This window comes from Intestinibacillus sp. Marseille-P6563 (genome assembly GCF_900604335.1).
Taxonomy (GTDB): Bacteria; Bacillota; Clostridia; order Oscillospirales; family Butyricicoccaceae; genus Butyricicoccus_B.
In genome coordinates this window covers 204,058-224,131 of sequence record NZ_UWOD01000002.1, presented here as the reverse complement: position 1 = coordinate 224,131, position 20,074 = coordinate 204,058, and the positions used below count along the sequence as shown (strand labels likewise).

At 50.0% G+C, this 20,074-nt stretch carries 21 protein-coding genes; 15 read left to right on the top strand and 6 right to left on the bottom strand.

Annotated features, from left to right (window positions below; all coding sequences use genetic code 11):
• Positions 1–27: 27 nt before the first annotated feature.
• Genes EFB11_RS09225 through EFB11_RS09215 form a run of 3 tightly spaced genes read right to left on the bottom strand, consistent with a single transcriptional unit; the run spans position 28 to position 2,337 of the window.
• The gene (locus tag EFB11_RS09225) at positions 28–618 is read right to left on the bottom strand and encodes a PilZ domain-containing protein (protein WP_122789958.1); all 591 of its coding nucleotides are present in this window, start codon (positions 616–618) and stop codon (positions 28–30) included.
• Positions 615–932, bottom strand: a complete 318-nt coding sequence (locus tag EFB11_RS09220; RefSeq protein WP_122789957.1) for an EscU/YscU/HrcU family type III secretion system export apparatus switch protein — start codon at positions 930–932, stop codon at positions 615–617. The genes EFB11_RS09225 and EFB11_RS09220 overlap by 4 nt, the downstream gene beginning before the upstream one ends.
• Positions 919–2,337 (bottom strand): hypothetical protein, encoded by a 1,419-nt coding sequence (locus EFB11_RS09215; RefSeq protein WP_122789956.1) that lies wholly within the window; start codon positions 2,335–2,337, stop codon positions 919–921. Before EFB11_RS09215 ends, EFB11_RS09220 begins: the two co-directional genes overlap by 14 nt.
• A 120-nt stretch (positions 2,338–2,457) precedes the next feature.
• On the opposite strand from EFB11_RS09215, the gene EFB11_RS09210 reads away from it, so the two are divergent.
• The 11 genes from EFB11_RS09210 to EFB11_RS09160 all read left to right on the top strand — a co-directional run bounded on the left by EFB11_RS09210 (position 2,458) and on the right by EFB11_RS09160 (position 12,875).
• Positions 2,458–4,590: a chemotaxis protein CheA gene (locus EFB11_RS09210; RefSeq protein ID WP_122789955.1), complete on the top strand. Its 2,133-nt coding sequence runs from the start codon at positions 2,458–2,460 to the stop codon at positions 4,588–4,590.
• 34 nt (positions 4,591–4,624) lie between these two features.
• Positions 4,625–5,110, top strand: a complete 486-nt coding sequence (locus EFB11_RS09205) for a chemotaxis protein CheW (RefSeq protein WP_164706697.1) — start codon at positions 4,625–4,627, stop codon at positions 5,108–5,110.
• Between the two features lie 52 nt (positions 5,111–5,162).
• On the top strand, positions 5,163–5,972 hold the full coding sequence (locus EFB11_RS09200) for a CheR family methyltransferase (protein WP_122789953.1): 810 nt from the start codon (positions 5,163–5,165) through the stop codon (positions 5,970–5,972).
• A gap of 20 nt (positions 5,973–5,992) precedes the next feature.
• On the top strand, positions 5,993–7,057 hold the full coding sequence (locus EFB11_RS09195; protein WP_122789952.1) for a protein-glutamate methylesterase/protein-glutamine glutaminase: 1,065 nt from the start codon (positions 5,993–5,995) through the stop codon (positions 7,055–7,057).
• A gap of 162 nt (positions 7,058–7,219) precedes the next feature.
• Positions 7,220–7,516 (top strand): flagellar biosynthesis anti-sigma factor FlgM, encoded by a 297-nt coding sequence (locus EFB11_RS09190; protein WP_122789951.1) that lies wholly within the window; start codon positions 7,220–7,222, stop codon positions 7,514–7,516.
• Entirely contained in the window at positions 7,513–7,977 is a 465-nt protein-coding gene (gene flgN / locus EFB11_RS09185) for a flagellar export chaperone FlgN (RefSeq protein ID WP_122789950.1), read from the top strand. Before EFB11_RS09190 ends, flgN begins: the two co-directional genes overlap by 4 nt.
• Positions 7,978–8,012: 35 nt before the next feature.
• Positions 8,013–10,415, top strand: coding sequence for a FlgK family flagellar hook-associated protein (locus EFB11_RS09180; protein ID WP_122789949.1), 2,403 nt, complete (start codon positions 8,013–8,015; stop codon positions 10,413–10,415).
• A gap of 20 nt (positions 10,416–10,435) precedes the next feature.
• Positions 10,436–11,461: a hypothetical protein gene (locus EFB11_RS09175; RefSeq protein ID WP_122789948.1), complete on the top strand. Its 1,026-nt coding sequence runs from the start codon at positions 10,436–10,438 to the stop codon at positions 11,459–11,461.
• A 107-nt stretch (positions 11,462–11,568) separates the two neighbouring features.
• A complete protein-coding gene (locus EFB11_RS09170; RefSeq protein WP_122789947.1) occupies positions 11,569–12,171 on the top strand; it encodes a DUF6470 family protein in 603 nt (200 codons plus the stop codon).
• 12 nt (positions 12,172–12,183) lie between these two features.
• Positions 12,184–12,633: a flagellar assembly protein FliW gene (gene fliW / locus EFB11_RS09165; RefSeq protein ID WP_122789946.1), complete on the top strand. Its 450-nt coding sequence runs from the start codon at positions 12,184–12,186 to the stop codon at positions 12,631–12,633.
• Positions 12,627–12,875 (top strand): carbon storage regulator, encoded by a 249-nt coding sequence (locus tag EFB11_RS09160; RefSeq protein ID WP_122789945.1) that lies wholly within the window; start codon positions 12,627–12,629, stop codon positions 12,873–12,875. Before fliW ends, EFB11_RS09160 begins: the two co-directional genes overlap by 7 nt.
• Positions 12,876–12,942: 67 nt before the next feature.
• Here EFB11_RS09160 and EFB11_RS09155 read toward each other — a convergent pair whose 3' ends face one another.
• The gene (locus tag EFB11_RS09155) at positions 12,943–14,004 is read right to left on the bottom strand and encodes a late competence development ComFB family protein (RefSeq protein WP_122789944.1); all 1,062 of its coding nucleotides are present in this window, start codon (positions 14,002–14,004) and stop codon (positions 12,943–12,945) included.
• Between the two features lie 3 nt (positions 14,005–14,007).
• The gene (locus tag EFB11_RS09150) at positions 14,008–14,787 is read right to left on the bottom strand and encodes a ParA family protein (protein ID WP_122789943.1); all 780 of its coding nucleotides are present in this window, start codon (positions 14,785–14,787) and stop codon (positions 14,008–14,010) included.
• A 150-nt stretch (positions 14,788–14,937) separates the two neighbouring features.
• Between EFB11_RS09150 and fliD the strand changes: the two genes are divergently transcribed.
• Genes fliD through EFB11_RS09135 form a run of 3 tightly spaced genes read left to right on the top strand, consistent with a single transcriptional unit; the run spans position 14,938 to position 18,329 of the window.
• Complete coding sequence (gene fliD / locus EFB11_RS09145; RefSeq protein WP_122789942.1) at positions 14,938–17,556, top strand: flagellar filament capping protein FliD; 2,619 nt, start codon at positions 14,938–14,940, stop codon at positions 17,554–17,556.
• Between the two features lie 30 nt (positions 17,557–17,586).
• Positions 17,587–17,958 carry a flagellar export chaperone FliS gene (fliS, locus tag EFB11_RS09140; protein WP_122789941.1) on the top strand — a complete coding sequence of 124 codons (372 nt, stop codon included), beginning with the start codon at positions 17,587–17,589 and terminating at the stop codon, positions 17,956–17,958.
• Complete coding sequence (locus tag EFB11_RS09135; protein WP_122789940.1) at positions 17,955–18,329, top strand: hypothetical protein; 375 nt, start codon at positions 17,955–17,957, stop codon at positions 18,327–18,329. The genes fliS and EFB11_RS09135 overlap by 4 nt, the downstream gene beginning before the upstream one ends.
• A gap of 6 nt (positions 18,330–18,335) precedes the next feature.
• On the opposite strand, the gene EFB11_RS09130 is transcribed toward EFB11_RS09135, so the two are convergent.
• Positions 18,336–19,223, bottom strand: coding sequence for a C39 family peptidase (locus EFB11_RS09130; protein WP_164706696.1), 888 nt, complete (start codon positions 19,221–19,223; stop codon positions 18,336–18,338).
• Positions 19,224–19,326: 103 nt separating this feature from the next.
• Here EFB11_RS09130 and EFB11_RS09125 point away from each other — a divergent pair, with 103 nt between their 5' ends.
• Positions 19,327–20,028, top strand: a complete 702-nt coding sequence (locus tag EFB11_RS09125) for a cell division ATP-binding protein FtsE (protein ID WP_122789938.1) — start codon at positions 19,327–19,329, stop codon at positions 20,026–20,028.
• Positions 20,029–20,074 lie beyond the last annotated feature (46 nt).

Below are 20,074 nucleotides of genomic sequence, written 5' to 3'. Positions count from 1 at the left end.
CACCTTTGCTTGTAGATTTTGGATGCTTTAAGCACCATGATGATGTAGATCATATTCGAAAATACATTCCTGGATCATCGCCTCCTCCTGTGGCAGCAGATCGCAAAACTGACAGGCGAAGAGTTTTTGCTCTGCAGAAAGAACATGCAGCACCTCGATCTTCACGAGGAGCGGAGGTTCGGTGCAGGGCAGGGCGATCTCATAGGTCTGGCCCACCGAAAGGGGGACCGAACTATAAAAAGCAACGCCGCCGCAGCTGATATCCTTGCTGACGATGGGCAGACGCGGTCCGGAACCTTTGACCGGATAGATATGGCTGCGAAATGCCATTTCGATGCGCAGATGACGGCGCAGACGCGAGTCGATCCGCTCATCGGCCCGGAAATACAACCGGTCCTCCCGCAAACCCTGTACCCGTCCACGCCAGGCCATAAATTCGGGGGAGTTGATGCTCAGCACATTGATGGCCGGCAACTCCTGCAAATTGCACATCGGGGTAGAAGTCAGCTCAAAGATACGGTCCTGCCCCTGTTGACTGATGAGCGTGGCGCTGGCCAGCGGCTCATGCTGATCGTTTAGGATCACAAACTTTTTATCTTGTTGTGCACGATGAATCATGGCTCTTGCTCCTTTTCTGCCGGGGAGGGGGGAATACGCTGTTTCTGCGGATTGTTGGGATCAAAATGTAGAAAATATACATAGATATCCACAATAAAGCGATATAGGGACTCTGGGATTTCCTGTCCAAGCTGGAGTTGGGAAAGCATGGTCGCCAGAGAAGTATCCTCATAGACCGGCACGCCGTTTTCTGCCGCGACTTCGACGATCTTTTCGGCAAGGTATCCCATGCCCGAGGCAACGACCACCGGAGCAGGAGAACCGTTTTCATATTGCAACGCAACAGCTTTGCGGCTTTGGTCATATGGTGACATTGATGCTGTCCTTCCTTTCAAAGATTTTCGGAAATACTTCCGAGATGGTTAAGGGGCGCGCCATGGGTGAGGCGCGGATGGAGGCCGCATGCAGTCCCTCCTTTTCGGCCAAGGATTCCATCTTTTGCGCAAACAGGTCGGAGAAGCGCTCCAGATGGGGCGGACAATGCAGCGAAACATCGACGGTATCGTCGCGATAGGTCAGGATAAGGTCAAAAAGACCGAGATCCTGCACGTCGAATTTCAGCAGCAGCCGCATACATTTTTCCGACCCTTCGCGGCCGGATTCTTTTTCGGCTTCCGGATCGACCCACAGTTCGGAAAACATCATGCGCCCATTCATTTCGACCGGGAGCATGGCGTGGGCGAGCGGCATGTATACACTTTGGTTGACCAGCACCGAGTCGACCAGCGCCTGGAAAGTCTGGCGCAGATCGGCGCCGCCATCGCCGCGCAGCGCGCGGGAAGAAAGCTGGGCCAGCTGGTCCGAGACCGCGTGGTTGGTCTCCTGGAAAGAAGATGCATTGTCTTGCAGCAGTTTGAGCAGTTCGCTGCTGCTTAAGTTGCCAAATTCCTGCTTGAGGGCCGAATACCCCAAAAGCTGATAGAACGACTGCAACAGATTTTGGGGAGAACCGTTGGCGTAACGCGCGATGTCCAGGATGACCAGACTGAGCAGGCTGCGGGCAATGCCGCGGTCGTGCATCTTGGATACATAATCCCCCATATAGGGCACCAGCGTGTTTTGCAGCAAGCTGAGCGCGCCCGCTCGGTTGCCCTGACCGATCAGGTTTTCCAGCTGAGAAAGCTGATCGGAGAGCGGTTCGCTGAACCGCTGCGGCATGAACCAGGACATTTGCCGGATGGATCGCAGCAGATTTTGCTCGATGTGCGGGGTGGAGGAAAAATCGTTGTAGGTCTTGAGAAACTGCAGGATGCTGTTTTGCAGGCCGGGCGAGGGATTTTGCCGCATGGCCTGCCGCAGCGTGTTAAAGAGCGGGCCGGTAAACCGCCCGGACGTGGACAGTTCGCCTTTGAGCAGGTCCAGCAATTCTTCGGGGCCGACTTGCAGCATCTGCAAAAACTGCGCCAGTTCCTGACTGATGCCCGCCGTCATCCCGGACGTGACAAGCGTGCCCGGACGGGCAATCAAAAACTGGGCCAGAAGGTCGGTGACTGTGCCGGAAGAGCGCAAAGACTGCAAAAAAGACTGGAAGTACGAATCATAGCGCCGCGCCACGTCGGTGGACGCGGTATCCTGCCGGTCGGTCCGCGCATCGGTCCGGCTAACGCGCGTAGGATCGGGGATATTCTTGATTTGCGTATCGTTTGGGGTGATTGGAGAGCGGTATGTATTGGAGTCCTGCCCCGGGGCGGGGTTGGTGACGCTCGTGATATTTGGCATAGCAAAGCCTCGTTTCCTAGAAAAATTAAGCAATGTTTTGTGCGCTGCCTTAATTTGTACGGTCTTTGGTCGATTTTATTCAAAGAACAGTGCAAATTTTTGAAAGGACGGCGTTACTATATGGGAAATAATGGCGACAGCGTTCTGGAAATGTATCTATACGAAACTAATACATTACTGGAGCAGCTTGATAATATCATGCTGACCGCAGAACAAGCGGATACATTGTCCCAAGATGATGTAAATGAGATTTTCCGTATCATGCACACCCTGAAAGGGTCGGCTGCCATGATGGAATTCGAACCGCTGATGACGATCGCGCATCGGATTGAGGACTTGTTTTACCTCATCCGCGAAGGAACGATGGACATCATCCCGGAGCAGGATCGTCCGCAGTTGTTTGATCTCTTGTTCCAATCGATCGACTATTTCCGTAGCCAGGTCGAAAAGATTGAAAAGGGCGAGTCCCTTTCTCAGAATATCGACAGCTTTCTATCGGCAATTAACACATTCGTTGATAAAATTCAGAAGGATAAGCAAGCAGAAACCGAAGCTGCGGCACAGCCTGCCGCGGGCGCTGCGGCAGACACCGCAGAACCGGCGATCGGCGATCCGGCCCATCCCTATTCGCTGCGTGTCTTCCTGGACGAAGGCTGCGGCATGGAAAACCTGCGCGCCTTCATGGTTGTCAACGATGTCAAAGAAAATTGCCAGGACTTTATCTATGAGCCCGAGGGCTTGGAAAATGACAGCGAATTGTCGGCCGAAATTGCTGAAAAGGGCTTTATGATGCACTTCGCGAGCGATGAGGAACGCAAGATCGCGATTCAGGTCATTACCGGCATGGGCTTTGTCAAGAACTACGAGGAAATCGACCGTGCCGCAGCACCGGTCGAATCCGCTCCGCAGCCGGAAGCGCCCAAGGAGGCTGCGCCGGCCCTGGCTCCAGCACCGGCACCGGCTCCGGTCGAGGCAGAAAAGCCCAAGGAACAGCCGGCTCCCAGCCCGATGCCGAGCAAAAAGGCCGAACCGGCCGCCCAACAAAACACCGGTCATCAGATCAAGCAGAGTTTGATCAGCGTCAACCTGTCCAAGCTCGACCAGCTCATGGCCGTGGTCGGCGAAATCGTCATCACCGAAGCCATGGTTACGGCATCTCCGGACCTGCGCAACCTCGATGGCATCAAGCTGGATAATTTCAATAAGTCGGCCCGTCAGCTGCGCAAACTGACCGACGAATTGCAGGACATTTCCATGTCGCTGCGCATGGTGCCGGTTTCGGGTACCTTCCAGAAGATGCGCCGTATCGTGCGCGATATGGGCCAGAAGCTCAACCGCCGTGCCCGTTTGACCATCATTGGTGAGGACACCGAAATCGATAAGACCATCGTTGACGCCATCAGCGACCCGATCATGCACATTGTCCGTAACTCGATGGACCATGGCATCGAGCCCAATGAGCAGATGCGTATTGACGCAGGCAAGGACCCGGAAGGCGAGATCATCCTGTCGGCTCAGAACACTGGCAGTGAGGTCATCATCAAGATCCAGGATGACGGTATGGGCGTCAATTATGAAGCCGTACTCCAAAAGGCCATTCGTCAGGGCCTGGCCAACCCGGATGTCGATTACAGCCAGCGTGAGATCATCAATTTCCTGATGATGCCGGGCTTCTCGACGAACACCGAAGTGACCGAGTTCTCCGGCCGTGGCGTCGGCATGGACGTTGTAAAGAAGAACATTGAAGCGGTTGCCGGTGTTGTGATCATGAGCAGTGAAGAAGGCAAGGGCAGCTGCACCACCTTGAAAATTCCGCTGACGACTGCGATCATGGACGGTATGGAAGTTTCGGTCGGCGATTCGATCTTTACCATTCCGATTCAGAATATCCGGCAGTCGTTCAAGGCAACCGATGAAGACATCATCCACGACGCGATGGAAGGCGAAATGATCAACAAGATGGACCATTTCTATCCGGTGCTGCGTCTGAACGAACTGTATGGCTTGGAATCCAATGCCGCGACCACAGCAGACGGCATCTTCGTCTGGGTGGAAACCAGCGAAACATCGTACTGCCTGTTTGTCGATGAACTGCTGGGCGAGCAGCAGGTCGTTATCAAACCGCTCCCGAGCTATCTCAATAACTTTGGCATCAAGGACGCCGGTATTGTGGGCTGCACGATTCTGGGCGACGGCAATATCAGCTTGATTTTGGATGTATCCAGCTTGCTGGAACCCTCTAAGGGATATTGAGAACCGGTCGGCGATGGAAAAGGAGTGAATGACAATGGCTGATGAAAATATGATGTTTGCGACCGAGGACCAGCAGCGTGCGTTTCAGGACGGAAATGCAGCCGAAGAGGTCGTCACCCGCAAATTTGTAACCTTCCGAACCGAAAACCTTCTGTTCGGCATTCAGGTAGAAGACGTTGTGGAGATCATTACCAACTATCCGATCACCCGTGTTCCGATGGTACCGCCGTATGTGCGGGGCATCATCAATCTGCGCGGACAGACCATTCCGCTGCTCGATATGCGGATGCGGCTGAACATTGCCCCCGCGGACAATGACTGCATCATCGTCCTCAATGTCAACGAGATGCAGATCGGCATTTTGGTGGACACGGTGTGCCAGATCATCGACATTCCGGTGGACACGATCTTGCCGGTGCCTTCGCACAACGCGCAAAAATATGTGTCGGGTATGTCGGCAATGCCGGATAAGTCCGGCACCATGCTGGTGCTCGATTGTCCGCTCCTGCTTGGAGATTGAAGAAAGTGCCAAGATTGGGCGGGATCACAAAAATAGAAAGGGCGTTTGCACAATGATGCAGTTATCCGATTCGGATTTTCATCGCCTTGTCCGTTTTGTTCAAGATAATTACGGCATTAACTTGAAGCAAAAACGGTTGCTGATCAACAGTCGTCTTTCGGCAACATTACAAGCACAGGGTTATCATGATTTTAAGGGGTTCGTCGATGATCTCCTGAAGAAAAAAGATAAGGAACACATCGAACTCCTTCTGAATAAACTGACGACGAATTATACCTATTTTATGCGGGAAAAGGATCACTATCAGTTCTTTATGGATACGATCCTGCCCGATATCACCAAACGAAATGAGCGCAAAAAAGTGCTGTCCATTTGGAGCGCAGGCTGTTCGACCGGCGAAGAACCCTACAATATTTCCATGTGCATCAAGGAATATCTGGGGGCCAATGCCGGGGCCTGGGATACCCGCGTTCTGGCAACCGATATTTCGCAGCGGGTTTTGTCTCAGGCCAAGGATCCGTCTTATGAACTGCCGGTCGATATCCCGCCGTCCTGGCGTACGCGCTATTTTGTCAAGCGCAAGGATGGCAGCGGTATGTATACCGTGACCCCGGAAATTCGCCGCAACGTAATTTTCCGCACCTTTAACCTGATGGACCCCATCCGGTTTAAGCTAAAATTCGATGTGATCTTTTGCCGGAACGTCATGATTTATTTCGACCAGCCGACCAAGGATGCGCTCATCCAGCGGTTTTATAATGCAAGCAATCCTGGCGGCTATCTGCTGATTGGTCATTCGGAGAATATCAGCAAAGACAGCCCTTACCGAATGCTCCGTCCGGCAACTTTCCGGAAGGATTAAAGTTTGAAAGGATGGGAAAGATGGCATTATCTTCGAAAAAGATACGGGTCATGATTGTAGATGATTCGATGCTGGCGCGTCGAATGCTGCAAACCGGACTGAGCAAATATCCGAATATCCAGGTGGTGGGCGAAGCCATCAACGCGATGGATGCTCGGCGGAAGATTCCGCTGCTCCACCCGGATGTGATCACCATGGATGTCGAGATGCCGGGTATGAATGGGATCGAGTTCGTCAAGAGCATCTTGCCCGAATATCCCATTCCGATCATTTTGGTTTCTTCGCTCAACCTGCGGGTATTTGATGCTTTGGCCGTGGGCGCTGTGGATTTTGTCCGCAAGCCGGATGGCAAGGTCATGAACAATGACCACTTTATTCAAAATTTGGCCAATAAAATCGTGGTCGCCTCCTGTGCACGGGTGCGCAAGCCGATGGCGCGTTCTGCCGTGGCATCGGCGGTGGCCGCTGCGTCGAACGTTGCGCCGCTGCACATGAGCGGGCTTCCGACCGAAACGATCATCGCTTTGGGCGCGTCCACCGGCGGCACCGAAGCGACATTGGAAGTACTCAAACGTCTGCCGGCCAATACGCCGGGCATGGTCATCGTTCAGCATATGCCGCCTGGATTTACCAAAATGTATGCCGAGCGGTTGGACCGGAACTGTCCCATGCATATCAAAGAGGCAGAGAATGGCGATGTGATCCAGCCGGGCTGCGCCCTGATCGCGCCTGGGGACAAACAGATGCGCGTCGTGCGTACGGGCACGCGGTATACGGTATCCTGTCAGCCGGGCCCCAAAGTTAGCGGGCATTGTCCCTCGGTGGATGCGCTGTTCCAGTCCATGGCGCAAAGCGTCCAGTGCCACATGGTCGGCATCATCATGACTGGCATGGGCAGCGATGGCGCCAAAGGATTGCTGGAGATGCGCAAGCGCGGCGCCTTTACCATCGGCCAGGATAAAGAGTCGTGCGTCGTGTATGGCATGCCCATGGTTGCGTATAATATTGGTGCGGTCGAGCAGCAGGCTTCCTGCGAGTCGATCGCTGGTGTCGTCGTACGTCACTTAAGCAGTTTGCGACGGTAAACTGGACAATTCATCGTAAAAATAGGCGATAGACAAAAATATTATTGTGTATCGCTTATTTTTTTTGCATCTGTTCCGATAGTGTAAATATCAACATGGTGATGGTTTCCGCTGCTCGATTCAGTGAAAGCGCGGCATTAAACCTAAGGAGGAGTTGATACAATGATGATTCAAAAACCAGGAGGCATAACCCCTCTTCAGATGCCACGCATGCAGGCGGAATCTAATGAAGGACGTACGGTCCGGGCTGGACAGTACGACCGTGTGGAATTGACATATACCGCCTCAGAGGAACAGCGCTTTGCCAAAGAGCTGGCAGGACGGCTGTCCCAGCAGGTGCGTACGCATCAATCGGAAGACATCTCACAGCTGAAAGAACAGGTCCAAAGCGGTACCTATTCGTATTCCATTGATGAGCTGGCTGTGCAGATTATGTTGTTTGGAGGATATCACACATGAGCAACCAATTCGATGGCCTGATCCAGTTGATGCAAGATTTGACCAAGACCCTGACACAACTGACAGCGGTCCAGAAAGATGTGGCCTCGGCCGTCCATACCGATGACCTGACTGCATTGGGCGAATGTATGAAAAAAGAAAATGTGTTGGCCCTGACCCTGCGCAACATCGATCAAAAGCGCGAAAAGGTGCAGCAGCAGTTGGGACTGGAAGGCGTGAAGCTGTCGGAATTGCCGGGTAAAGTTTCAGATGAAGAAGCCCGTCCCAAAGTGAAGCAGACGGCGGAAGAATTGCAGGCGCAGTATCGTGTGATGCAGAGCGCGGCAGAGGTTGCTCGTTCGGCACTGGAATGCAGTTTGTATGAAGTGGAAAATATGATGACAAAAATGGGAATTGATCCGCGGCAGGTAGAGCAGCAGCCAGCGTCATCCAATGGCGCACATACCGATTTCCGCGCATAAACCCGGTAGGTCGATTTAAGGAGGTACAGCCTGAAATGGCAACTTTTGGTGAATTTTCGGTCGCACGTATGGGCATGATCGCCAGCCAGTTTGCCCTGAATGTAACCGGACAAAATATTTCAAATATTAACACCCCAGGCTATACGCGCCAGCAACTGGACCAGTATAGCTTCGTGACCAATGGGTCGGGGATTTATCGTTCCAATAATGTCTTTAGCGTTGGACAGGGTGTTATGATGTCCGGCGTTTCGCAGCTGCGCAACCCGTATCTGGACATTCGTTTCCGCAAGGAAATGTCCAGCGTCGGTTCGACCGATGCGCTCCTGAGCAGTTTGGAACAGATCCAGAGCGTTATCAATGACGTCAATAAATCCGGCCTGACCGAACAGCTGCAGGAATTATACCAGCGTATATCGGATTTGATGCAGGATAACAACGTCAACGAGCAGGAATTTGATACGTTGGTACGCTCTTCGGCAGAAGAACTTTGCAAGCTGCTGAATTTGAATGCCGGTAAGCTGGAAGAGGCTTACGAAAATGTGATGAACTCTTATAAAGAGGACATCGATGGATTGAATGAAACGCTGGAACGCATCCAAAAGCTTACCGAGCAGATTCGTGTGGCAGACATCAATGGCGACTCAGCATTGGAACTGCGCGACCAGCGCAACTTGCTGATCGACGACCTTTCGCAGTATATGAAGATCGACGTGACGTATGGTACAGAAGATGTCGGCGCTGGATTTGAAATTGAAAAACTTACCATCAAAGTAGTTGACAACGCAACTGGTAAGCCGGGACAGACACTCATTGACGGCATCTATCGTGCAGAAGTGACCCTGCCGGATATGATCAAAGATAAAAACGGAAATGATGTTGCGAACGATCGCCTTCTGCTCAATATTGGTGAACTCTTCAGCCCGGATGGAAAAGATTATATTTCGAATACGAAATTTTCTTTTGAAGCAAGTGGTATAAATATTGAGCCTGGCTCAGCGGGCGGACCCCAGACTATTACAATTTCATATAAAGATGCAGCTGGAGCAGTGCATAAGCAAGATATTTTCTTTGAAGTGGCACCACTTGCTGCTGATGCGACTGCGGAGCAAATTGAAGCAGCGCGAAAGGCTACGATGCAGAAGCTCAATGAGGAAATTAGAAAAAATTCTGAGTTGTCGAATTTGTTCACATTAACGGCGAGAGATCATGGGTTCCTGTTGACATCCAAAGGAACAGGTGCAGGCGCTGCCGAGATTACTGGTATTGATTTAAGTGGAAGCGACATTACTTTTGCAAGCACAAAACGAACGGAAGCGGTTGATTCCAACCAGGGAGTGATTGCAGAGGGGTCTGGATACGGTGCTTTGGAATCGACCCGCCAGATGCTGGTCGGTGAAGGTGAATTTACCGCAGATGGCACAGTGGATACTCGCGGTATTCCCTATTACATGAAGTCGCTGGACATGCTGGCGAATAAGTTTGCAACCGAAATGAACCGTATTAACACAACCGGACCGGATGGACAGCCGCTGAAAAGTGTGGACGAAAACGGTAACCTTGTTGATAATAAAAAGGCGGGCTATCTCTTTGTGGCAGAAGATGACAATCCGGACAATCCCACAAAAACCATTACTGCGAGCAATATTTCCCTTTCCAGCAAGTGGATGAGCGGCGAAACGCAGATGGTTGCAGCGATTACCACATCTCCCGATCAGACAACCCAAAATGACAACTTGGGACGTTTCCTTAATGCACTCAATGCAGAACATGTATATACGGCATTTGACATTGTACGTGATAATAGTACAAATTTTGCAACCGGTCAGATTACCTACGGCAATGGAGCACATGATGGAGATTCCTTAACGGCCCAAATTACATACATTGATAGTATGAACCAGGAGCACACTGTAACAGTAGATTTTTTTGCAGGAACAGATGCCGCATCAACTCTTAAAAATTTGGAAACTGCTATTAAGGGTAGTAAGGAAATGCAGGATGCCAATTTCTTGACTATTCAGAACCAAACGGGTCATCTTGATATTTCTGCCGATGGTGATGAAGATTCGCTGTGCAATGTCATTACCAATCTCGAAATTGTAGATCCTAAAGGTAATATTTCTATATCTGAAGGCAAAATTGAATCTAATGTTTCGATGGACTCGATTTACAAGGGCACCATCGAAGGCAGTTATTCCAATATGCAGGGCGTTCTGGGTTCGGATTACAATACAACAGCCGCGATTTATGATACCTATGCAACATCGGCAGATGAATTGAACAACAGCCGCGATTCGGTATCGGGTGTTGACCTGAACGACGAAGGCATCAATCTGATGACGTATCAAAAGGCATTTGCCGCCGCTTGTCGATTGATGACCACCCTGGATGAAGCAATGGATAAAGTAATCAATGGCATGGGCATTGTTGGACGTTAATAGAAGGAGAGATCAATCCAATGGCAATGCGAGTTACAACAAATAGTTCTCTGCGCACCTATCGATCGCATTTGGCGCGCGCGACCAGCAATATGTATCAGTCCATGAATACGGTGCTAACCAATGGCCGCCGGTTTAATTCTTTTTCGGATGCACCGGCGCTGGCTACGCAGTCGTATCGCGTGCATTCGGCATATGCCCGGAATCAGGCACAGCAGGAAACCAGCAGTAGTGCAATCAGTAAATTTGAAGCAGCTTTCAGCAGCTTGCAGGAGTTCGACAATGAATATAACAATGCGTTGTCGCAAGCAATGCAGGCAGGCAATCCGCCGTCTGGTGGCGGCCTGAAAGCATTGGGTCAGACTCTGACCAGTACGGCGGAAGCGATGGTACAGACCCTGAATGCAAAATATGGGGATAAGTTTATTTTTGCAGGGGCCGATGGAGATAATGCACCGTTTTCACTGAAAGATGGACAATTATATTTTCGGGATATACCGGTGGATACTGAGGATGAAGACATGCTGGCACAGTTAAAGTCCATGGCTGGCGAAACCACTTATGTGGATGTTGGACTGGGCTTTGAGTTGGATGAAAATGAGCAAGTCATTCCATCCACTGCGTTCAATTCGTCCATTTCCGGTATCGGCTTAACAGGGTATGGTGTCGACGAAGAAGGCGTTCCCAACAACGTCATTTCGATTATCTCCCAGTTGGGTGCAATTTACTCTCAGGCTGATACAGATGGCAATTTGTCTCCTGCTCTGAAAGAAGAAGCAGATCAACTTTTTGGTAAGATGCAGGAATCGTATAGCGAGTACATCACCAACCACAGTGAAATGGAAAGTCGTGCAGAGTTCCTGAAATCCAACGACAAACGTTTGGCCACAACAGGGGATACATTGGTCGAACAATATGAATCGTTGGATCGCGTGGACTTGGCAGATGCGTTAACAACGTTTGCATATGCACAGTATAGCTATAATGCGGCTCTGCGTGTTGGCAATGAGATTCTATCGCAATCCTTCTTGGATTATATGAGTTAATCCAATCAAACGTACGTAGGGGAAACGTATGTAGATTGTAAATTACAGCAAACGCTACAATAGAGGGTATATTGCTGTGAATTTATTATAATAGGAGTGAGTGCTGTATGGAGCGGCTGATTGAAATTAAAACAGTTCCAATCGAATTGGAAATGAAAGTGAATCATGCGCGGCTGGAGTATAAGCGTTCTACGGTTGATTTAGAGATTTCAAGAGATACCGGTGGCTTGAAGATCAAAAGCAAGCCAATCAAGCTAAACATTGACACTTTCGAAGCACGGAATTCTGTGACCCCAACGGCGATGCGCAGCATCGAACAAGCGGCGCAGCGTGGGCAGCAGAAAGTCTATGAAACAACGGCGACCTATGCAAGACGAGGCGATTTGTTATTGGAAGCGAAGATTGGGGAAGAAATGATCTCGCGGTTTGCCATGGAATCGCAACAGGTCAACACAGATTTTGCGATGCAATGGCTGCCGTCGACCGGCCCGGATATCACATGGGACGCAGGGGAACTCAACATCCGATATGAAATGGATAAACTGAATTTTGACTGGCGTATGAACAGCGGCAATGTCGAGTTTACACCAGGCAATATCGAATTTACAGTGACCCAGCAGCCTGATGTCATTATCAAATACATCGGTGGGCCGGTCTATGTACCGCCGTCCGCAGAGCCGGGATATGAACCTGTGGATACCAAAGCGTAACAAGGAGTCAGAATGAAAATACAGACCAAGTATTTTGGAGAATTACGGATCGACGAAAACACAACCCTGCATTTTGCCGAGGGCCTGTTTGGCTTTGAGGAGGAAAAGGAGTTCATTTTACTGCCCTTTTCCGAGGAAGCAGATTTTTTGTTGTGCCTGCAAAGTGTGACCAATCCTTATCTGGCATTTACATTGCTTAATCCGTTTATGTTGATGCCGGAGTATCGGCCGAGTTTGCCAAAAAAAGAATTGGACAGCTTACAGGTCGAAAAAAGCGAGGACTTGTGCTACTACGTGTTGTGCCGGGTGGAAAAACCGGTTTCCAACAGCACGGTCAATCTGCGATGCCCTATCGTAATCAATGATGAAACCAGGCAAGCTCGCCAAGTCATTCTGGACCAATATGAAATGCGTTGCCCGCTTTCTTCCTTGGAACAAGGAAAGGGGGAAGGACTGTGCTGATTTTGCAGCGCAAAGAAGGCCAGTCCTTTATGATTGGGGATGATATCACCATCACGGTGCAGGAAATTGGCCAGGGACGTGTGCGGCTTTCCGTAGATGCGCCAAGACATGTGTCTGTATTGCGAACCGAATTGGTGGAAGCGCGGCGGGAAAACTGCTCGGCCGCCGAAGAAAAAGACTCTCCCATGGAGTTGTTGCGCTTGTTGCAGGCGGGACAAAAACGGGATGGTTCTACAAAATAGAATCGATTGAAAAAGCCTTCCATTCTGGCACGGCCAGAAATGGAAGGCTTTTTTGTTGGCAAATCAATTATTTGTTGTCTGTCAGCGCTGCCGAATGATGCGGATGATCGTTAACAATCATGCAGGCACGAACCATTTGAATGGCAACTTCATTGGCATAGCGTGCGGAAAAAACGCTCATATGGGCATTTTTTTCGATTTCACTCAATACAACATATTTGGAGGGCAGGTTGGTGAGTGCTAAAGCTTTCATATCCGCAACACATCGCGGGCAGGCGCATTGCAGCATGTGCTTGGTATAATACGAGGCATTTTCCTCAACAAGCGCCTGTAAAACATTGCAATACGAAATATCAGCTTCCGCAGGAGCGGGAGGAGCCGGCGCTGGCTCTGCCTGCGATAGCGGCATTTGTTGGATTTCCGGTTCGGGTTCTGGTGTGGGCTCCACGGGTGCCATTTCCGAAATGGGCTGGGGTTCTTCCTCAATAGAGAGTTCGGACGCAATGGCTTGTGCCAGCACATCATCCGGTGTAGCCGCAGGCGGCAGCTTGCTTTCCGAAGCCGGTGCCTCAGAAGGCTCGGGGACTTCTTCTTGGACAGGCGACTGCTCGGGAATCATAGATACCTCGGGTGGCTGCGGAGCCGGTTCCGGCGGGTCCAGCGGCTGCGTATCCAAAGAAAGCAAATCGTCCATGCCCTCGGCTTCTGTCAAGGCTTGCAGCAAACCGGCTCGGATGTCATCGGCCAGGGCTTGCTCCTTTTCCCGCACGGTTTGTACGATCGGTACAATGGGCTGCGGAGCAGGCGGCAATGTCGTAGAAGCGGGGGCAGGCTCTTCCACAGACGTTTCCGCAGGAGTTTCCTCTGTGGGCGCTGGCTCTGCGGTGGGAGCAGTCGGCTCGGGTTGCTTTTGTGCTTTCTTCGAAGATGTAGACCGGGTGCGGGAAGAAGTTTTGCGGGCAGGCTTTTCCTCTTGCGGCTTTGGGGCCTCGGTTTCTTCTGCTTCCACGGGGGCAGGGGCAGGGTCCGGTGTAACGGTCGCCTCCTGTTTTTCCGGTTCGGTTTCAGGGCCGGCACCTGCAATCAGGTTTAAGACACGTGCAGTTTTGTTGCTTCTTTTTGATGGCATTGGTTATCCTCCCACGGTGGTATTTTGATCCAGGCCCAAGATATCATCGACCAGAGCGGAAAAGTCTTGCGAAGGTTTACAATTCGGCGCATACGTGACGACACTTTGCCCATGTGCAGGAGCTTCTGCGACCAAGACGCTTTGGCGAATTTTGGTTTCAAACACTTGGGTATCGAGCTGCTGTGCGATTTGTTGGGAAAGTTCCAAAACGTCGCGGTTGAGATTGAGTCGAGCATTGAATTTGTTCAGCAAGATGCCGATAACCGATAAGCGCGGGTTGTAATATTGCCGTACGGTTTCGATCGTTTCTTTGATTTGGGCGACCCCAAGCAAGCTAAGGATTTCGGGCGCCATGGGGATGATCAGCTTGTCCGATGCGACATAGGCGTTTACAGTCAATAAGTTTAATGCAGGCGGGGTATCCACGATGATAAAATCGTAGCGGTCCTGAAGCGGGGTGAGTTCGGTTTTGAGCATATACTCCCGTCCGGCGCGGTTAAATTCCAGCTCTACACCGGAAAGTAAAATATTAGAAGCTAACAGATCACCATATGCCATTGGACAAAGAGCCTGCTCGATGGAGATCTGTTTTTTGAACACTTCATAGATGGTATGGCTGTTTTCGATATCGACACCCAAACTAAAACCAAGGTTGCCCTGCGGGTCCAAATCGACGCCAAGAACCTTTTTTCCACGCTGTGCAAGCGAGGCAATCAATGCAGCGGCAGTTGTCGTTTTGCCGACGCCGCCCTTCTGGTTGGTAATGGCGATAATCACTGCCATAAAAATCACTTCCTTATTTGAAAAAAATCATTCTACCTCTTATGTCCAGTATACTACATGTCGAAATAAAAACATAGAACTAAATTTTAATTCGGAATACAATTCTCTTTGTATCAAACATAGCCCTTGTCTTTAGGAGGAGTGATTGATATGGCAGTCAGCAGTGTAAGCAGCAGCAGTAGCTCCAGCATTTACGGCAATCGAAATGTCATCAGCGGCCTGGCCAGCGGCATGGATACCGAATCCATGATCGAAAACATGGTTTCTGGCATCAAGAGCAAAATCGATTCGCAAAAGCAGGATCAGCAGATTCTGCTCTGGCAGCAGGAAGCTTATCGCAGCATCAGCGACCAGCTTGTTCAAATTTCGCAGAAGTATACGTCGTACACCTCGACAACCAACCTGATGAGTTCGGCCTTTTTCCAGCCGAGCATCATCACGTCGCTTGGTAAGTACGCCGATATGATCTCGGCATCCGGCAGTACCAACAGTGATATCGAGATCGGCAGTGTGACGCAACTTGCCCAGAATGAAACCATTACTTTCAAAGGATTGACCGGACAGACCAGCATTGATCCGGAAAAGATTTCTGCCGGAAAAGATGTGTCCCTGACAGGAAAAGCAGATGTCAGCAACTTAGCGGGCCAGCAGCTTTCCTTTAAATACGGCAACGAATCGTTTTCGATTACCTTTGATAGCAACCGCGAATACAACGATTTGGATGATGTTGTAGATGAGATCAATAAGCAACTGGGGAATGCATCAATTACCCTGGGTGATGATACGATTACAATGGATTCCAAGGTCAAAGCGCAGGTTGTAGATTCCTTGGGGCCGGATGGAAAGCCGACTGGAGATCAAACGATCGCCTTTACTTTTGTAGAAGGCGAAAATGAGAGCAATACATTAGAAGTACTTAGCTATTCTTCTACATCGGCACTTGAGGCGCTGCATCTGTCGGCCGGTGATAAGCTCAATGGGTCTGGAGTCCTGGCTTCCAGAGCTCCTGTCACAAAAGATGACTTGACATCGGAAAAATATGTTAGCGATGTGCTGGCAGGTGCATCGATGACCGTAACTTACAACGGTACAACGGCTACCATCAAAATGCCGGAAAAAGGATCGGATGAATATAAGGAGATCTTTGGGGCGGGAGATGATGCAACCGCTGCCGAGAAGATGACCAAATATTTGCAGACCCAGTTTGATCAGGCTTTTGGTTATGGGCGTATTACCGTAGACAATGCCGGGAAAGATGGAGCATTCAAACCGACATTTTCGGTAAAGGAAAGCGACACCTTGTCCATTGACTCGGGCACTTTGAACGTGATCGGTAAAGGCGGCATTTTGGGCATTGACCGTGGTGCATCCAACCGCGTTAACGTCAATAAAACGTTGGGGGATATGTATGGAACGGTCGAAACCAGCCAAGACGGTGAAACAATCATTGGTCTGGGCGGCGGCATGAGCGCGATCACAGATGAAAACGGGAAAGTTAAAGTTGATAAAAACGGAAAAGCATTGTATGCTTTTGAAATCAACGGCGTAAAGATTGGTGAATATACGGCAGATACAACGCTGCAAACCATCATCAATGATATTAACAACAATGCCCAAGCTGGCGTAAAGGTGAATTACTCAGCGACAGCGGACCAATTCGTATTCTCTTCCACACATGGTGGTGAAGGCGGACGCATTGCGATTGGTGACACAACAAGCGATAATGCACAGAATCTGGCTGCTCAAATGTTCGGTTCGGTTAAGTATACAGGAAGTACCATTAGCGAAATCGTCATTGATGGACAGTCGATTGTACCGTCGTTTACGGATGGCTCGTATACCGATGCCACAAATGGGGTCAGCATTATCAAAGGCCACGATGCGCAGATGACAGCCTACATCAATGGCGTTGAAAAGACTTTGACCAGTGCGACCAATACCTTTGATATCGATGGTTTTAAAGTAACTGCTAACGGTACCTTTACAGCAGAAAATGGAGAACGTGTTTCGTTCAATTCCAAAGTGGACACGGACAAGATTGTAGATGCGATCAAGAGCTTTGTAGAAGATTACAACAAGGTTCTGGCGGAAATCAATGATCAGTACAGCACGCAGCCTGACCATAAAAAAGAATATCTGCCGCTGACCGATGATCAGAAGGCGGATATGAGTGAAAAGCAGATTGAAGAATACGAAGCAAAGGCCAAGGAAGGTATTTTGTTCAACGATCGCGATCTGGGCAATCTGGCAAACAGCCTGCGATTTGTATTCTCGGATTCCAAATTCAGCGAGATCGGTATTGAAGTATCCACCGACTATTCGGACAAAGGCAAAATTTCGCTCGACGAAAACAAACTGCGGGAGATGCTGGAAAGCGATCCGGAGAAGGTCTCCAGTGTCTTCTCGGACCCGCTGGTGTATAATGAGACCACCGATAGCCAGGGAAAGACGACTTCTTCGGTCAATAGCGCGGAGAGTGGTGTCATGGCGGTGCTTAAGGTTCAGCTGGATAAATATGCAGCAACCACAGGCTCCACAAAGGGTATCCTAATCGAAAAAGCAGGTTCGCAGTATTCGCCGCTGGCTTTGCTGCAAAATACCATGCAGACACAGATCGACAATATTGACAAAGTGATCGATTCGTTGACAGAAAAACTGAATGACAAGATTGATTATTACACTTCCAAATTTACAAAGCTGGAAACCTTGATTGCGCAGATGAACTCGCAAAGTTCGTATCTGGCAAGCTTGGGTGGAGGCAGTTATTAAGTTCAGGATAACGGAAAGGAAATCCAAAACATGGATATGCAAGGTTATCAAGCATACAAAGCGCAGTCGATCAACACCATGACACGAGGGGAATTGCTGCTTCTTTTGTACGATGAGCTGGTCAAACGGCTGACTCGTGCAGAACTGGCGTTGGAAAAGCAGGATTTTAAGTTGTTTGATGAATCGATCATTCGCTGTCGGGAGATTCTGCGTTACCTGGACGATACCCTTGATATGCAATATCCAATCAGCCGAGACCTGCATCGTCTTTATGACTATTTTTCCTATGAACTCAGCCGTGTATTGGCTGGCCGCAATGCCAAAGTGCTGGCAGAGGTCAAGCCGCGCCTGGCTGATTTACGGGATACATTCCGTCAGGCACAGAAAGCGGGTGGCATATGACTGGAGAATGGATAGAACTGTTGGTCCAGCTTCGCAAACGATATACAGTTCTATCAGAAATCTATGATTTAACGACACAAATGGGGGAAGCGCTGGATCGAAACGACCAGACCTCGTTTAGTATGCTTTTGGCCATGCGGCAGGAGCCCGTGCTCCTGGCCCAAGAGTACGAAAAAAATATCCAGCGGATTTGCGAAAGCCATCCGCTGGAGCAACAAAAAAGATGGAAATCTTTGCTGGGGGGTGATGCACCGCTCGACGATCAAGAGCGATTGGTAGTGAATCAATTGGAACAAAATAAGCGGTTGATCGGACGTCTGGTTCCGCTGGACGAGCGGATTTACAAGGCACTGAACGCGAAAAAGAATTGACCGCAGTTATGCACCGCTTGGGCCAGATAAGAACCAAAGCGGTGCACCTGCGGTTCGGCTATTGCTCAGTTCATTCACAATCAGTTGTGGATCCCATTCCTGTAAGCTGCGTTCCCGACTGTTCGGGTCCGCCACCAGGATGTTGCCATTGAGCGTCGTGCCGCGTAACAAAATGAAATGTCCAGAATCGGTAAAATGTCCGGCCTTCATGAGCGCTACGGCAATCTCGCCGCTGGAAAGCCGTGTGCGCAATTCATCCACATTGAGTTCTTTCGGAGAACTGCATGTCATGCCAAAACCAGAGGCAACCCCTTGCACGATCGTGTGATACGAACCGCTTCCCGCAGCCCAATAGCCATATTGGCTGCACCATTGTGCCATGCTTGCGGGAGTGACATCGGCGCCGACCGTGCTTTTGGCTGCCATTGCCATTGCCGTGGGACCACAGCCATAGTCGCCGATATTATCGGTGCCATAGGGCTGATCTTTCCAGGCAGGGTCACTTTGTGCAAAATAAGCAATGGGCAGCGCACCACCAGTGAGCACTTCCTGACCATCCCGGATTACCAGTTCGGTGATGGTTGGGTCCTGAATCGGAATGCCATCGCCTTGCAAAAGCGGCGTACCCGCTTTTTGCGACTCGATTTCTTCGGGTTCTTCCTGGGCGCCGATGGTCTCGATACGCTGCGCAAGATTGGTTTTGGCGTCCGAAAAGAGTTCAATGCTGGAATTCCAAAGGGACGATGCTGCTTGCAGCACAGGCGTTGTGATCTTATCAAATATGGCAGGATCCAGCCAATAGCAAGCGCAAAGTTCTGCACCGCCGATAAAGAGGATACATAAAAGAAAAATCTGAAGTCGGCTTTTCCATTTATTTTTCTTCGTTTTTTTCACAATACGACACCTCGCGTGGTTTTCTGTATTCATGATAGCAAACCATGTCGGGTTTGTCCAATGATTTCGTGGGTTGATAATAGATTGGAGTAGGAGGAATAGTGTGCCTCAAATTGAACTGCAACATGTAACAAAATACTATACCAATGAAAAAAGACGGTTTGCTGCCGTGGATGATCTTTCTTTGGAGATCAAACAAGGAGAGTTCGTTTTCATCATTGGCAGTAGTGGCGCCGGCAAAACAACGCTGTTGCGCTTGATTGCAAATCAGATCCTACCCGATCGAGGACAGATTCGCGTGAACGATATGGATATCACAAGACTGAAAAGTTGGCGGCGCCCATCGTATCGCCGCAGCATTGGACAGGTTTGGCAAGAAGCCGGCCTGATTCGAAAAAAAACGATCGGAGAAAATCTGGCGCTGGTGCAGCATGCCATGGGAATTCGTCCCAACAAGATCGTAGAAAACACACAAAAAGCATTGGCTCTTGTAGGAATGCGTGCCTTTGAGCATCGACATCCGTTTGAATTGTCCGGCGGCCAGGTCAAAATGGTCGAACTGGCAAGAGCTGTGATCTGCAATCCGCCCATTCTTCTGGTGGATGAAATCACAGCCAATCTGGATGACGATACCGGATGGGACATCATGAATATCCTGCGAGAGATCAATCGCTGCGGCACAACCGTGGTCGCAGCAACCCATGCGAAAAACTTCGTAAACATTATGTGCCAACGAGTCGTTACTCTGGTCGCTGGCCAAGTCGCTGGAGATGTGGAGAAAGGCAAATACGGCGAACTGAGATAAATTCGCCGATTTGATATAAATGTAAGTCCAGAAGGAGGAAATCATC